Raw genomic sequence first — 14,341 nt, forward strand, 5'->3', positions numbered from 1 at the left:
GCCGATCATGCCCCATAACGGGGCATGACCCTTTCCCGGCCGGGCGCTACTTTAAGCCCCGGCCGGAAGCGGGCCTTACTGCTCGATTTTACGCAGATGAGCGATATCGTCTTCTACCGTGCGGATAAGCTGCGCCTGCTGGTGCGACATTTCCTCCACCGAGTTCATCACCTCGTTAATCTGCTCGAAAGACGAAAACATGTTGCCGATACGCGCAAAGATTTCGCCATAGTTATCCCGCGCCTCGGCCAGCTTTTTTTCCGACTGTTCAATATGCTCACCCAGCACGCCGGTTGAGCTTTTAACCCCCACCAGCGCCTGCGCGCTCTTGCCCAGACTCTCCTTGGTGTGCTGTGCGAGAATACGCACTTCGCTGGCGATCACGGCAAAGCCCTTGCCCTGCTCGCCCACGCGTGCCGCCTCCACCGCCGCATTCAGGGACAGGATATTGGTCTGGAGCGAGATTTTCTCCAGAATGGTCACAATATCGAACAGTTCCTTGGTTCTGTGTACGACATTCTGAAACTCCTGCTCCAGCACGCCTTTCTGGTCATCACTGGCCATGCCCTGCATACGGGCGTGCAGCTCGGCTCGGACACTTTCCATCGTGGTGCGTACGGCTTCAGTCTGTTTGACCATCTGCTCCAGCTCAAGGCTGCTCTGGGCGGTGCGGCGGATAAAATCCACCATGCGCTCGATCAGCCCCTTGCGAATATCGTTGAGGATTTTCTGCTGGTTAAGCCGGGTCTGCAAAAAATACTGCGAATAACGGCCATAATAGACAGGGAAGAACTCAATGAACTCATCGTGAAAAACCTCGCCTTCCTCCAGCCGGAAAAACACGGCGGCGGTCAGGGTCTGGTTCATGTTGATGCCGAAGAACTCACCAAAGCATGAAAAACCGGCGGCAGGCATGGGCCACATGCCATCAAGCTCGCGCAGGTGGTTGGCGTTGTTCAGGCGGCGCAGAATACAGTCATTGAGAATAGCCCCGACCGGCTGCGGCTTGCCCTTAAGGAAGTTACGCAGGTCGGATCGGGTTGTTTCGTTAAAATCGGTTGATTTGAGCAAGAACAGCTCATCGCCAACATTAATATCGGCGTAGAACGACACCAGCCCCTGCGCGACATCAATGCCGGAAATGGAGCGGATATACAGCTCCCCCTCTATTGAGAGGGCGAATGTGTAATCTTCCAGTGCTTCGAACACTTTTTCCTTACGGCATGACATCAGTGCCGCAAGGGTGTCGAGAATATTGACGACCGTAACACTCTGCCGATCCAGAACCGAGCGCACCATGCGGCTGCCCGCATCGGCCTCGGTTACGATGAAGGAGCGACCGGTATTGACGAAATTCTGCGTCTTGAAAATGCTAAATGCGAAATCCGGTGCGAGTTTGAGAAACGCCAGAACCGCATGATTACGCACAACGCGCCGCCCATCGAACAGGGCTGTTTCACGAAAATCGAGTGTGCCGCCGGAAGACCCGCCAATAAAGGCGCAGGGAAAACTTTCGGCCTTGTACAGCGCCTCGGCAAAATAATTTTCGGCTTTTGCCAGCCCGTCTATAAGGGTAACGGCCAGCGTATTCTGCGGATTGATGACAAAAGGCAGGGCAATGCGCGAAAGCTGATCCTGTATGTGCGCAACCCGCATATCGGGCGGGACGGTGGAGGATGCGCCCTCGCCCTCATCAAGCGCGATGGTGTGCACAGACACGGCCTCAACCATCTCGGGGCTGAAAAGCTGGATCACCACATCATCCCACGCGGAGCGGGTATCGTTATAGAGCGGCGTGCGCGTGGCCCCACCCTGCGTGCAGAGTTCCCCTGCTGTCATGGTTGCGATCAGCGTGGTTTGCCCGGCAAGGCGCTGGAGTGCGCTGAGCGTTGCCTGAAAGTCGTTATGTGGCGAGATATAGGCCACTGCCAACCGCGCAGGCTGATCAGCAAAGAAAAAGCTGTCCTGCGTTATATCCTGAAGGCGCGCATTGGTTCTGATAACCCGAACCGGATCACTGCCCTGAGCTGACAGGGCAGAGAGATCAGACATGGTTTCCATCATCATAAAATTGTCTCTTCAGACAGGGTGTAGGCCCACGCCTGGAACGCACCCTACCCCTTAATAAGCCAATAATTATGGGCAATCTTCTTGTCCAGCGGGTTAGGGGGGCAGAACCGCCGCTGACAGATATGTGATATAAGTATGACAGTTATACGGAGTATGCCAGCACTCATACCCCGCCACCAGCACGGCGCAGGGCATGAGAAAAACCGCTATTTTTACCCCCTGCCAACAGGCCGGGCGCTCAGAGCGTATCGGTGCAGGAGGCTTTCACGGCCTCGATAATGCGGTCCTGCGTCTGCTCATCCAGATAGGGGTGCATAGGCAGGCTGATGACATCCTGCGACAGCACATTGCTGACCGGCAGGCCCGCATCCGATACGGGAAAGCTCTTGTAGCCCGTCTGCTCATGCAGCGGCGTTGCGTAATAAACGGCTGTTGGCACCCCAAGCCGCTTCATGTTTTCGGCAAAGCTGCTGCGGTGGCGGACACGCACGGTATATTGCGCCCAGACCGACACCAGCCCCTGCGGTGTGCGCGGTGTTTTGACAACCCCGGCAAGCCCCTGTGCGTAGCGGTCGGCAATGCGGTTGCGCGCTGCGATTTCATCCTCAAAAATCGCCAGCTTCTCGCTCAGGATCGCAGCCTGAAGCGTATCAAGCCGACTATTGACCCCGATCCGCACATTGTCATACCGGTCCGTGCCGGTGCCGTGCACCGCCAGCGACCGGATAAGGGCAGCTTTTTCGGCGTTGTCCGTCAGGATCGCGCCGCCATCGCCATAACAGCCCAGCGGCTTGGCGGGGAAAAAGCTCGTGGTCGTGTAATCGCCCAGCGTGCCGCTACGGCGACCATGATAGGAACACCCGAACCCCTGCGCCGAATCGGCAATAACCGTCAGGCCGTACTGTCTGGCCACCGGCACCAGCGCATCGTAATCAGCGGAAAGCCCGAACAGATCGACCGGAATAACCGCACGCGGCTTCAGGCCCTTGTGCAGGGCTGTCTGCACGGCGGCCTCGAGGCTCTGCGGGTCCATGTTGAACGTCTCTTCGTGCACGTCCACAAAAACCGGGGTCGCTCCCAAAAACGGCACCACCTCGGCGGTAGCCACAAACGTGAAGGACGGCACGAACACCGCATCACCCGGCCCGATATTTTCGGCCATCAGCACGAGCATCAGCGCATCGGTGCCATTGGCGCAGCCTATTGCGTGCTGTGCGCCTGAAAACGCCGCGAGCTGCTCCTCAAAGGCTCTGACCTCCGGCCCGTTGATGAAACCACAATGGCCGAGCACCCGCTCCATGGCGGTTGTAATACGATCTCCCAGAACGCGTTTCTGGGCAGCAAGATCAATAAAGGCGATGGACATGGGTGGGTCTCACGCAAAATCAGGTTGGGTTCGCCCCTCAATTCATACCGGCTCCCCCGCACAAGGCAAATCCGGCACGGGCGGGGCTGCCCCGCGCGGCCCTTATCCCTTGTGCAAACCCGCTTACCCTAGTTCATGCCGCAGACATCGGGGTGATCGAGTGTCAGCAGCAGGCGTGTTACGGGCATTTTCAGGCCGGACAGAGGGGGCGAGCGGTGCAGGACAGCCTGTGCCGCGCCCCATCCGGGGTAAAGCCTGCCCTTGAGCAGCGTCAGCCACCCGGTGGGGGTTTTATGAATAAGCTGGTCGCTGGCATGCCGCCACTGCACACCGGGGCCAGCATAGGTGCACAACATCCGCAGGGGCACCTGATCCACATGAAAGCGGCGGCAGCTATCGTGGTCGATTTTTTCCAGACGAAAGCGCAGTTCGTGCACCCCCGACACCTGCTGATAGCGGCGGGCGAGGGCCAGCATATCTTCCACCAGCAGCAGTGTACCGGCGGGCATGAGGGGCTGGAGTTCGGTTTCAAGGATTTCGACCGTGCCACGGCTCAGAAACAGGTCGGGGCCATGAGCCACCCAGCGCGCCACGGCGTCTTTGAGCGGGTTGCTCAACTGGCGTGGTTCCTGCGCGATCGGGCAGTCGGGGCGGCTGATATGCTCAAGCGGCGGCGGAACGGCAAAGAGCTGACGGGTTGGGCAGGCCTGTCTCATTCCTGTCTCTCCATATGAGTGTTATGTTATAATATAACATACCCCATACGGCGGCCGCAACCATACGCCCCCTGCCCCGGCCAAGGCGCGGTTACGAACCGCTGCTGTTTTTTGCTATGGCGTCGTGCGTTTTCATTCTGCGCTGAATATCGGCCAGTTCCGCTGCGTAGGCGTCCTTCACATCGGCCACCGCCTTGCGCACCGGCTCCTTGGGGTGTTTTTGGCATTCATCCCGAATGGCTTTGGACAGCCCAATGGTAATTTGATCAAGCTGGCGGGATTCCTCCATTTTATTACCCGAATAACCGCCATGTTCGGAGTTCAGGTAATCAATGCAGGTGGCATCGGAATTTTTGGTCGTTTTGCTGGTCAGGGCGGTGTAGTCGCCATCTTCTTCACTATCCTGCGCCAGCGCCGGGGGGGCTGCTATGGCCAGCAAAAACCCGACCCCCAGCAAAAACCGTTTCCTGCCCATGTCATTTGCCTTTCCTGCATGGCCTGAACACGGCTCTACCGCCCCATTCAGCCATCCGAAGGTGCCAGACATTGGCGGTGCCGTCCAATCCCGCCGGGCAGGGCAGGCTATCGGTTCAGGCTCTGGCGCGGTGCTCGCCCGCCCACGGCATGGGGCGTGTGCAGGGGGTTTCCTGCCGGGTGGGGGTGACACCCCACGGGCCACCGGGGCCATCTCTGTGCCACAACAGTTCCACCGACAGGCGTTCAGCCCCCATAACAGGCGAGAAGCCGGAAAAATCCGCGCGGGCCAGAGCCGCCGCCCCGCCGCCAATCCGCCAGCGGGTCATGCGCGCACTGGCGGGCGGCTCCGCCACCAGCGCGGCCGCCCGGCAGAGCAGAAAGCCACTGACATGGCTCCGCCCCGCCGCCAGCACCAGCCGACGCAACAGTGCCGGAGAAAGCGGCGTGCGCAGATCGGCCACCAACGCGCAGACACCCCGTTCGTTCAGCACGTCCTCGCACAGGTTTTCCAGCCCGCCCGGCCGGGTGGTGACACAGAGCAGGCGGCCGGGGTTCAGACCTGACTGGCGGATACCCGGCGCGGACAGGTCTGGATAATCCTCGCTCACCCATATGACGGGGCCGGTGGTCTGGGCCAGCACATGGGCGACAAAGGCGGCGGGCCGGGCCAGTTGTATCCGGTCTGGCCCGGTGCTGAACATTTCATGAACACAACCCGGCACCAGCCCCCCGCCCAGATGGGTATCAAGGGCGGCAAAGCCGGTAGGCAGCCTCTCGGCTGAAGGGGGTTGGGCAGGCTCCATACGGCAGATTTTCTCGCGCAGGAGGGCGAGCGCGCCGGTCTTGTCCTGGTGCATGGGGTGGCTCCTTTTCCGCCTTTCTCCCTACGCTAGAACAAAAATAGAACACAAGCCTTTTCGCACGGCCCGCCACACCCTTACGTCTATCCTGCTGATATGATGGCAAAACTGCCCGTCTGCTCAGCCCCCGACTCTGCACGGCGGCGGCGCGTGTTACCCCCGGCGCACGCAGCACCGGGGGTAACCTCACACCCTAGAAGCGGAAATGCGCCTGCCCCATGGCGCCACTTTCAACCGACTGGTTGCCATACTGTCCGATATAGGACAGCCCGACATCAATCAGATCCGTCAACTGGATGTTCAGCCCCGCATCCACCACTGCGGCATCCTGCGACAGCGGCACACCGGCCACCTCCATCCCCCCGCCAGTGTTGGCCGAGGCCAGCATGGTGTGGCTGGTCGGGGTGAGCTGACCAAAGGCCCGCCGATACGCCAGCGTTCCATGCGGCAGCAGCAGCAGGGAGCCAGCCCGCACGGGTTTGAACATTTTCACCCCGAAGGTGGAGAACGTCACCCCTGTATCCATCCCGCGCCCCTGTAGGGCGGCTGCGCCGCCTTCTTCCTGATAGCCATTGGTATCAAGATTGACATACGCCACGTTACCGAAAGGCTCGATCGTGCCGTATCCGGTATGGAAGCGGTAACCCAGCTCGCCAAACGCCTGCGCCGTGCCGCCCGAATAGCTGCTGGACTGTCGGCTGGTATAATCGGAAATAGCCACATTGCGTTGCATGCTCAGCATGTTCCACGTATAGGCCGCCCCCAGTTTCAGGTTCAGATTACCCCAGTGCGTGCCAGCATACCCACCCACGGTAATGTTGTTGCTATGCCCCGATGACCCACGCCCGCTCTGGATATCGAACATGGAGCGGCCATAGCTGAACAGGCCACCAATCCGCCACCGGCCATCCATGATGGGCGCATCAATCCCCATAATAAAACCTGTTGTGGAATGATGCATGTTTGCGGCATTGCCATCGCCATTATTCCGGCCAAGCCCGCCATAGGCCTCGCCCCACAGCACGGCCTGCCCGCTCAGGCAGCCTTCATCCTTGCGACCGGTAGCCAGCGAGGCGGTATGGATCGCCCCGCGCATGTCGCCCTCTCGGCAATCGGCTGTATCAAGCCTGTCCAGCACGGCCTGACGCACATACACGCTGTCCTGAATAAGCGCTGTGCGCGCCGAGGCATAGAGTTCGCCCGAAAGCGCATTCATGCTCTGGCGTGCATCCGCCGCATTCAGACTTTCCATCCCCTGCACGACAGCATTGCTTTCGGGCAAAGTGTCCAGAACCCGGGCGACTTCACGCTCGTTGCGCGTCTGCCCAACGGAGGAGAACGTTACGTTATTGCGGTACAGCAGCAGATCAAGATCATTGCCGGTGTAATAGAGGCTGGGCGAAATAAAGGTGTAAAGGCTCAGAAGGTTGCTTTGCAGCGCGTCCGTCTTGCTGGAAAACCCGCCACTAGACGTAATGAGCGTGTAATACTCATGCGATTTAAGAAATGTGCCGGGAATGACATTGACATTCAGCGTTCCCGTCAGCGCGGTAGAACCCGACACCGCCACCCTGCCGGAATAAAGCTGCTGGTATGTCTGCCCGTACACCGCCATTGTCGTGCCGGATGGCTGATGATTTTCATGCACGGACAGGGTCGCGCCATCATTCATCTCCAGATTTCCCTGCACGTTGAGAACCCCCCGCGTACCGGTGGGGGCCAGAGTTGCCCCTGCTGCCACAGACATGCTCCCTGCCGTGCCGGTTCCCACCAGTGCTGCGCCACTCAGAACATTCACGGTGGAGGAGGCAATGGCTCCTTCCACTTCCAGCACGCCGCTCTGTACGGTGGTCGTGCCGGTGTAGGTGTTATCGGCACTCAGCACCGTGGTGCCGCTACCGGCCTGCACAACGTTACCCGTGCCGTCGATAACCTGTGACAGCACCGCTGTATTACTGCGATCCACCACCAACGTACCGTTGTTATGAATAACCGAGGAGGCCACCGCACCGGTGGTGCCACCATTCCCCAGTTGGAGCTTACCCTGCGTAATGCTGGTGGCCCCGGTATAGGTGTTGTTCGCACTCAGCACCGTGGTGCCGGTGCCAGCCTGCGCAACGCTGCCTGTGCCATCGATACCCTGTGACAGCACCGCCGTATTGCTACGGTTCACCGCCAGCGTGCCGTTGTTATGAATGGCCGAGGAGGCCACCGCACCAGTGGTGCCACCATTCCCCAACTGGAGCGTACCCTTCGTAATAGTGGTCGCCCCGGTATAGGTGTTGTTCTCACCCAGCACTGTGGTGCCGGTGCCATTCTGGTTCAGGCTGCCCGTGCCATCAATTGTGCCTGCCAGCAGCAGCGTATTGCTGCGATCCGTTACCAGCGCACCATTGTTATGGATCGTTGAAGACGCAATAGACCCCGTGGTGCCACCATTCCCCAGTTGCAGCGTACCCTTCGTAATAGTGGTGGCCCCGGTATAGGTATTGTTCCCACCCAGCACTGTGGTGCCGGTGCCATTCTGGTTCAGGCTGCCCGTGCCATCAATCGCGCCTGCCAGCAGCAGCGTATTGCTGCGATCCGTTACCAGCGCACCATTGTTATGGATCGTTGAAGACGCAATAGACCCCGTGGTGCCACCATTCCCCAGTTGCAGCGTACCCTGCGCAATGGTGGTCGCACCCGTATAGGTATTATCCGCACTCAGCACCGTGGTGCCGGTGCCAGCCTGCGCAACGCTGCCTGTGCCATCGATAACCTGTGACAGCACCGCCGTATTACTGCGATCCACCACCAGCAGGCCGTTATTATGAATGGCCGAGGACGCGCTGACAGACCCCGTGGTGCCACCCGTCCCCAGTTGCAACGCACCCTGCGCAATGGTGGTCGCACCCGTGTAGGTATTATCCGCACTCAGCACCGTAGTGCCGGTGCCAGCCTGCACAAAGTTACCCGTGCCGTCGATGCTCTGTGACAGTGCCGTGGTATTGCTGTGATCCACCGCCAGTGTGCCGTTGTTATGAATGGCCGAGGAGGCGCTAATAGACCCCGTGGTGCCACCCGCCCCCAGTTGCAGCGTGCCCTGCGCAATGGTGGTCGCACCGGTATAGGTATTATCGCCGCTCAGCACCGTGGTGCCTTTACCAGCCTGCACAAAGTTGCCCTGGCCATCTATCTTGCCATCAAGAGCCAGCGTGTTGCTGCGGTCTACCACCAGCGTGCCACCGTTATGGATGGCCGATGACGCGATGCCCCCCGTGGTACCACCATTCCCCAGTTGCAGCGTGCCCTGCATAATGGTGGTCGCACCCGTATAGGTATTATCCGCACTCAGCACCGTGGTGCCTTTACCGGCCTGCACAACATTGCCCGTGCCATCAATGGCCCCGGCCACGCCAAGCGTATCACTACGGTTGAACACCAGCATGCCGTTGTTATGAATAACCGAAGACGCAATAGACCCCGTAGTGCCACCCAACCCCAGTTGCAGCGCGCCCTGTGCAATGGTGGTAGCCCCGGTATAGGTGTTGTCTGCGGTCAGCAGTAATGTGCCGCTGCCTTCCTTGGTAACACCGCCTGTTCCATACAGCACGCCGAACAGGCCGGTTACAAAGTTGTTGGTCTGGATTGTGGCCGTATTGGCGACATTGATTGTCACCGCCGTAACCAGATCGGACTGAATGTTTTCTAGCGTGCCGTTATCAATCTTGAACACATAGCTGCCGCCCGCCCCTTCGTTATCGACAATACGGTTTACCCCGCCGACCGAAAGCGTGCCGCCGTTCTGGACATCGAGTTCGCCATGCCCCGGCCCCTGCGAGCCGAAAATCACCTGTGCGTTCACAACCGCCCGTGCACCTGAATCAATGGTGACAGCCCCATGCCCATCGCCATTAACGTAGAGTAGGTCTGTCGTCAGGGTTGAGCCTGCGCCTGAAAGATTCAGGATGCCCGTGGTGCCGAGAAAATTGGCGATAACGGTTGTGTTGGCTGTAGCTGTCGCCCCATTGAGGATGTTGACCGTGCCATCGCCATAATTACCCGCCTGCAGGAAGGTGGAAGACAGGCTTGAACCCGCACCTGTTGCTGTCAGCGTGCCAAAATTACCGGTCTCGAGACCTGCCACGATATTGCCGCCTACGGCGGTTACCAGCGAGCCACCATTCTGGACCGTAAGCAGGGCGTTATCCGCAGCCGCACCATTGACATAAATAATACCGACTTTATGCGAACCGGTATTGGTGCTTGTCTCATTTAAAACACCACCATCGACCGTCAACTGCCCGTAAACAGACGCTGAATCAGTATTGATGGTCGTATTTTTGTCAATAACGGCTGTTGTGCCTGCCGCGACATTATAGGGTGCGACCGGCTGTGCGTATGCACGAGGCAGTTTCATCCATACGGCGGAAACAACAACTGGCATGGTTATTTTGATTGCCAGAAATAGTACCATTTTAGTTCTGTTTGCCGGTATAAAAAAAGCGCCTACGCGCACACGTCGTTTTTTCATTGCTGACGCTCCATCTCATATCCCGAGACCAGAATAAAATGAGCATCAACCAACAAAACAAGACCACAAATTGATATTTACAGTCCATTAATACCTTAATAGTGATCCTTGTATTAATAAGATACTGATCATTAGTATTTTATAGGCGTATATTGAACAGAATTTCTTCACTATTCATTAAGCCGCCAGCAGAGCGTGTCTCTGGCCATTCTGGCGCCACACCCCAATGATTTCCTTGCCTGCTCGCAGGTGCCGAAGCGAAAACAGGCAACCCCCACCCATCGCATTTTTTGAGAAAATTTGTGTATTGCCTCATACGCCAAGCGTTTAATGAAAAAAATATCTCAAAAGGACTGAAACTTTTCCAATTTCTATAAAAAGGCTCCTTTTGAGCCTCCAACACGTCCGAATCCACGCCACCCACAAAAAAGGCCAACCGATTCGCCGGATTGAGGACGGTCATTTTTCTGGCAACACAAAACTGATGTGTTAGGATTATTTCTACATTTTTAAGATTTTTGGTCTAGAAAACAGGCACCCGCCATGCGTCAGGCCGCTCTCTCCGCTCTCAGGCGGCTGGGCTGGCTCTCTGCCCCAAGCGTGCCCACACCCTTTACCGCTGGATTACGGGCTTAAAGCCAGACCTCTTCATTATCCGCGCGGTATTGATCCATGCCAATTGCACGGATGCGCTTTATATCCGCATGCGGCGGCAGGCCAAAGAGCTTGCGATATTCACGATTGAACTGCGAGGGGCTGTCATACCCAACATTAAAACCGGCCTCGGCCACGCGCTGGCCTTCGTGTAGCATAAGCCGGCGTGCCTCCTGCACACGCAGTCGTAAGCGGTACTGCACAGGGGTTAGGTGCGTTGCATCATGAAAGCGCTGATAGAATTTTGACTGGCTCATGCCCGCCAGTTCAGACAGCAGGGAGATTTCAAAATTTTCCGTGAAATGCTGGCGTAAATACAGGATAGCCCGGTTTACGCCCGACAGATCGCTCCGGTAATTGGCAATTTCACATAATGTGCTGCCCTGTGCGCCATGCAGCATACGGTAAATGATTTCCTGCTTGATACGGGGGGCCAGAAAGCGCCGCGCAGATGGCTCGGGCAGGCAGGCGAGCAAACGCCAGAGGGCATCAAGCAGCTCTGGTGTCAGCTCGCTCAGCCCCATGCCAAAATGCGGTGAAAGCAGGGTTTCGGGCGGCCCACCCATGCCGGAAATAACTTCGAAAATCTCCATGGGAGAAAAGGAAAGGCACATGGCCAGATAGGGCCGCTGGGGCGAGGCCTCGGTAATCATGCCCGATACGGGAATATCAATGGTGGAAACAAGGTACTGTGTCTCGTTGTACACGTAGCGCCTGTCGCGAACGGAAATTTCCTTTTGCCCCTGTATGACAATATAAATCCGTGGCTCGTACACAAACAGCACGGGATCCGTTTTGCGGCTTGTTTTGTACAGGGTCAGGAAATCAATGTCTGTCCTGTGGCTTTTGGCCGGGCACAGAGCGGCCAGAACCGTCTGGATACGCGGCAAAATCTCGCATCCGTGCATACGCAGGCCATTCCGTTTAACGCTGATTATGGAAAATAAGACAGTTTTTATGGAAGATCATTCTACCTGACAATCGCCCGGACAGTCCACAAAAGCCGCGTGATACAAGGCATTTCAGCCCTGTTCCGCAGGAGACCTGCCCATAATGGCCCATGCCGCTACGCTGCCTGCGCGGGAAAATTATACAGGAACTCCGCTCTTGAAAAACCAACGGTAACGGACAGAACAACATGACAGAACACGTCGCCCTTGTAACAGGTGGTAGCCGTGGCATTGGCGCGGCCGTGGCCGAACACCTGGCCGCACAGGGTTTTGATATTGCCATCTCTTACGCCCGCAGTGCCGCACGAGCCGAAGAACTGGCCGCCAAAATACGCCAGATGGGCCGACGCGCCCTGACCATTCAGGCCGATGGCGCGACCCTTGCGGGGAACCGCGCCGTTATTGCTGAAACCGTGGCGCATTTCGGCCGGTTGGATGTTCTGGTCTGCAATGCGGGTACATATCCGCACAAGAGCATCGACGCTGTGAGTATTGAGGACATTGAATACACGCTCAACCTCAATATCCGCGCAGTCATGGTCGAAACCCACGAGGCGGTGCAGCACATGCAAAAAGGCGGGCGCATCATTCTGATGGGGTCTGCCTTTGCCGGACGTGCGCCTTTTCCGGGCCTGTCGCTTTACACCGCCACCAAGGCGGGCCTGCGCGGTTTTGCTCAGGGGGTTGCGCGCGATCTCGGGCCAAAGGGTATCACCATCAACGTTGTTGAACCGGGGCCGATTGATACGGAAATGAACCCTGCCAACACCGAAGGCGCCGCAGCACTCGCTGGTTTTGTCGCCACCGGCGCTTACGGCCAAGTGGAAGATATTGCCCGCACGGTTGGCTTTCTGGCCAGCCCGCAGGCCAGCTACATTACCGGCACGGCCATTGCGGTCGATGGCGGGCTGCTGGCCTGATCCGCACCGCCCCCGCAGCCCGCCTCCCCCGTCATAACGGCACAGGGGGGCGGCGGGGGCGGGCTATCACCTGATAGCCGGCGGCGTGTCTAGCTCCGGCGGGCTGTTACACCTTCGCGCACACGCTGGCCGATAACGGGGTCGATATTGGTCCAGTAGTCAAAAACACGCGACAGCACCGGCTCCTCCACCCCCTGCAACACATGCCCGACAATGTTGTTAACCAGACGGGTGCGCGCTGCTTCATCCATAACCCGATTAATCAACACATTGGCCTGACTGACATCATCATCATCCGGCCGGAGCGTATAGGCCTCGCGCACAAACGCGCCATCCGCCGCCCAGACGGCATTTTCAGGAAAACGTTGCGGGTCAGCCACTGGCCCGCCTTTGGAGTTAGGCACGTAAACCGGATCACGCGCCTCACGCACCCGCATGGTGCCTCCTTTGACATATCCATGCACCGGACAGAGCGGCGCGTTGACCGGAATCTGCTTATAGTTGACGCCTAGCCGCGCCCGGTGGGCATCGGCATAGGCAAAAGCGCGGCCAAGCAGCATCTTGTCAGGCGAAAGCCCCGTGCCCGGCACAAAATTGTTTGGCTCAAAAGCAAGCTGCTCAATCTGGGTATGAAAATCCGTGGGATTACGATCCAGCGTGAGCTTGCCAACCTCAATCAACGGATACTCACCCTGCGGCCAGACCTTGGTCAGATCGAACGGATTGATACGGTAGGTCTTGGCATCCTCATAAGGCATGATCTGCATTTTGAGCGTCCAGCTCGGATACTCACCCCGTTTGATGGCCTGATACAGATCGCGCCGGTGGTAATCCGCATCCTCCCCCGCGATCCGGCCTGCCTGTTCCTGTGTCAGCCACCGGATCCCCTGATCAGTTTTGAAATGATACTTAACCCAGAAACGCTCACCCTGCGCGTTAACCCACAGATAGGTATGGCTGGAAAACCCGTCCATATGACGCCAGCTTGCCGGAATCCCCCGATCCCCCATCAACCATGTCACCTGATGGGAGGTTTCAGGGCTAAGCGTCCAGAAGTCCCACTGCATGTCGTTATCACGCAGGCCATTATCGACCCGCCGTTTCTGCGAGTGAATGAAATGCTGGAATTTGAGCGGATCACGAATAAAGAAAATCGGCGTATTATTGCCGACCATATCGAAATTGCCCTCTTCGGTATAAAACTTCAGGGCAAAGCCACGCGGATCACGCCATGTGTCCGGGCTTCCGGCCTCACCTGCCACAGTTGAAAACCGCGCGACAACCTGCGTTTTAACACCCGGCTGCAAAAACTGCGCCGAGGTATAGCGGCTGACATCCTGCGTGGTTTCAAACGTACCAAACGCGCCGCTGCCCTTGGCATGGGGCTGACGATCGGGGATCATTTCGCGATTGAATGCCGCCATCTGCTCAACCAGATAATGGTCATGCAGCAGGATCGGGCCATCTGCCCCCACAGTAAGAGAGTGTTCGTCGCTCGCAACCGGAATGCCGGATTCCGTTGTATGCGTCCATGCGTGGCGGTCAGTTGTTTTATCGCTCATGAGAACTCTTCCCCCCTGATTAATCTGCATCAGGAGTAAAACGCTTTGAGCGCTTTTTCTGTTCCCACAACCCGGCGGATGTTTACGCCACCCGCAGCAGGAACAGGCCAAGAAGGGTTTATTCTACCGATAACGCCATAAAAACAGTGCGTTCAGCCATCTTACTTTACGGGAGAGCACCATGGCCGCAATGGCTTTTCTGAACGCAAAAAAGCCCTTCCTTTTTCAAGGAAGGGCTTTTCGCACAATC

General features: G+C 57.7%; 9 protein-coding genes. 1 reads left to right on the plus strand and 8 read right to left on the minus strand.

Going from position 1 to position 14,341, the window contains the following annotated elements; all coding sequences use genetic code 11:
- Positions 1-75: 75 nt before the first annotated feature.
- The 7 genes from J2D75_RS12375 to J2D75_RS12405 all read right to left on the minus strand — a co-directional run bounded on the left by J2D75_RS12375 (position 76) and on the right by J2D75_RS12405 (position 11,567).
- Positions 76-2,052: a methyl-accepting chemotaxis protein gene (locus tag J2D75_RS12375; RefSeq protein WP_207855126.1), complete on the minus strand. Its 1,977-nt coding sequence runs from the start codon at positions 2,050-2,052 to the stop codon at positions 76-78.
- A 256-nt stretch (positions 2,053-2,308) separates the two neighbouring features.
- Positions 2,309-3,436, minus strand: coding sequence for a DegT/DnrJ/EryC1/StrS family aminotransferase (locus J2D75_RS12380; protein WP_207855127.1), 1,128 nt, complete (start codon positions 3,434-3,436; stop codon positions 2,309-2,311).
- A 128-nt stretch (positions 3,437-3,564) separates the two neighbouring features.
- Positions 3,565-4,152 (minus strand): DUF1826 domain-containing protein, encoded by a 588-nt coding sequence (locus J2D75_RS12385; RefSeq protein ID WP_207855128.1) that lies wholly within the window; start codon positions 4,150-4,152, stop codon positions 3,565-3,567.
- A gap of 91 nt (positions 4,153-4,243) precedes the next feature.
- Entirely contained in the window at positions 4,244-4,627 is a 384-nt protein-coding gene (locus J2D75_RS12390; protein WP_243428734.1) for a hypothetical protein, read from the minus strand.
- 115 nt (positions 4,628-4,742) lie between these two features.
- On the minus strand, positions 4,743-5,486 hold the full coding sequence (locus J2D75_RS12395; RefSeq protein WP_207855129.1) for an ImuA family protein: 744 nt from the start codon (positions 5,484-5,486) through the stop codon (positions 4,743-4,745).
- Between the two features lie 196 nt (positions 5,487-5,682).
- A complete protein-coding gene (locus J2D75_RS12400) occupies positions 5,683-9,918 on the minus strand; it encodes an autotransporter-associated beta strand repeat-containing protein (RefSeq protein WP_207855130.1) in 4,236 nt (1,411 codons plus the stop codon).
- Between the two features lie 719 nt (positions 9,919-10,637).
- A complete protein-coding gene (locus J2D75_RS12405) occupies positions 10,638-11,567 on the minus strand; it encodes an AraC family transcriptional regulator (RefSeq protein WP_207855131.1) in 930 nt (309 codons plus the stop codon).
- 230 nt (positions 11,568-11,797) lie between these two features.
- Between J2D75_RS12405 and J2D75_RS12410 the strand changes: the two genes are divergently transcribed.
- Entirely contained in the window at positions 11,798-12,529 is a 732-nt protein-coding gene (locus tag J2D75_RS12410) for an SDR family NAD(P)-dependent oxidoreductase (protein WP_207855132.1), read from the plus strand.
- Positions 12,530-12,618: 89 nt separating this feature from the next.
- On the opposite strand, the gene J2D75_RS12415 is transcribed toward J2D75_RS12410, so the two are convergent.
- Positions 12,619-14,091 carry a catalase gene (locus J2D75_RS12415; RefSeq protein ID WP_207855133.1) on the minus strand — a complete coding sequence of 491 codons (1,473 nt, stop codon included), beginning with the start codon at positions 14,089-14,091 and terminating at the stop codon, positions 12,619-12,621.
- Between the last annotated feature and the right edge of the window lie 250 nt (positions 14,092-14,341).

It is taken from the genome of Acetobacter suratthaniensis, from assembly GCF_017377745.1.
In the GTDB taxonomy this organism is placed as follows: domain Bacteria; phylum Pseudomonadota; class Alphaproteobacteria; order Acetobacterales; family Acetobacteraceae; genus Acetobacter; species Acetobacter suratthaniensis.

What these genes read in the sequence shown, in the direction of transcription:
- J2D75_RS12380 (WP_207855127.1), bottom strand. Translation starts at nt 3,436, where the DNA reads ATGTCCATCGCCTTTATTGATCTTGCTGCCCAGAAACGCGTTCTGGGA.
- J2D75_RS12385 (WP_207855128.1), bottom strand. Translation starts at nt 4,152, where the DNA reads ATGAGACAGGCCTGCCCAACCCGTCAGCTCTTTGCCGTTCCGCCGCCG.
- J2D75_RS12405 (WP_207855131.1), bottom strand. Translation starts at nt 11,567, where the DNA reads ATGCACGGATGCGAGATTTTGCCGCGTATCCAGACGGTTCTGGCCGCT.
- J2D75_RS12410 (WP_207855132.1), top strand. Translation starts at nt 11,798, where the DNA reads ATGACAGAACACGTCGCCCTTGTAACAGGTGGTAGCCGTGGCATTGGC.
- J2D75_RS12400 (WP_207855130.1), bottom strand. Translation starts at nt 9,918, where the DNA reads ATGCCAGTTGTTGTTTCCGCCGTATGGATGAAACTGCCTCGTGCATAC.
- J2D75_RS12415 (WP_207855133.1), bottom strand. Translation starts at nt 14,091, where the DNA reads ATGAGCGATAAAACAACTGACCGCCACGCATGGACGCATACAACGGAA.
- J2D75_RS12375 (WP_207855126.1), bottom strand. Translation starts at nt 2,052, where the DNA reads ATGTCTGATCTCTCTGCCCTGTCAGCTCAGGGCAGTGATCCGGTTCGG.
- J2D75_RS12395 (WP_207855129.1), bottom strand. Translation starts at nt 5,486, where the DNA reads ATGCACCAGGACAAGACCGGCGCGCTCGCCCTCCTGCGCGAGAAAATC.
- J2D75_RS12390 (WP_243428734.1), bottom strand. Translation starts at nt 4,627, where the DNA reads ATGGGCAGGAAACGGTTTTTGCTGGGGGTCGGGTTTTTGCTGGCCATA.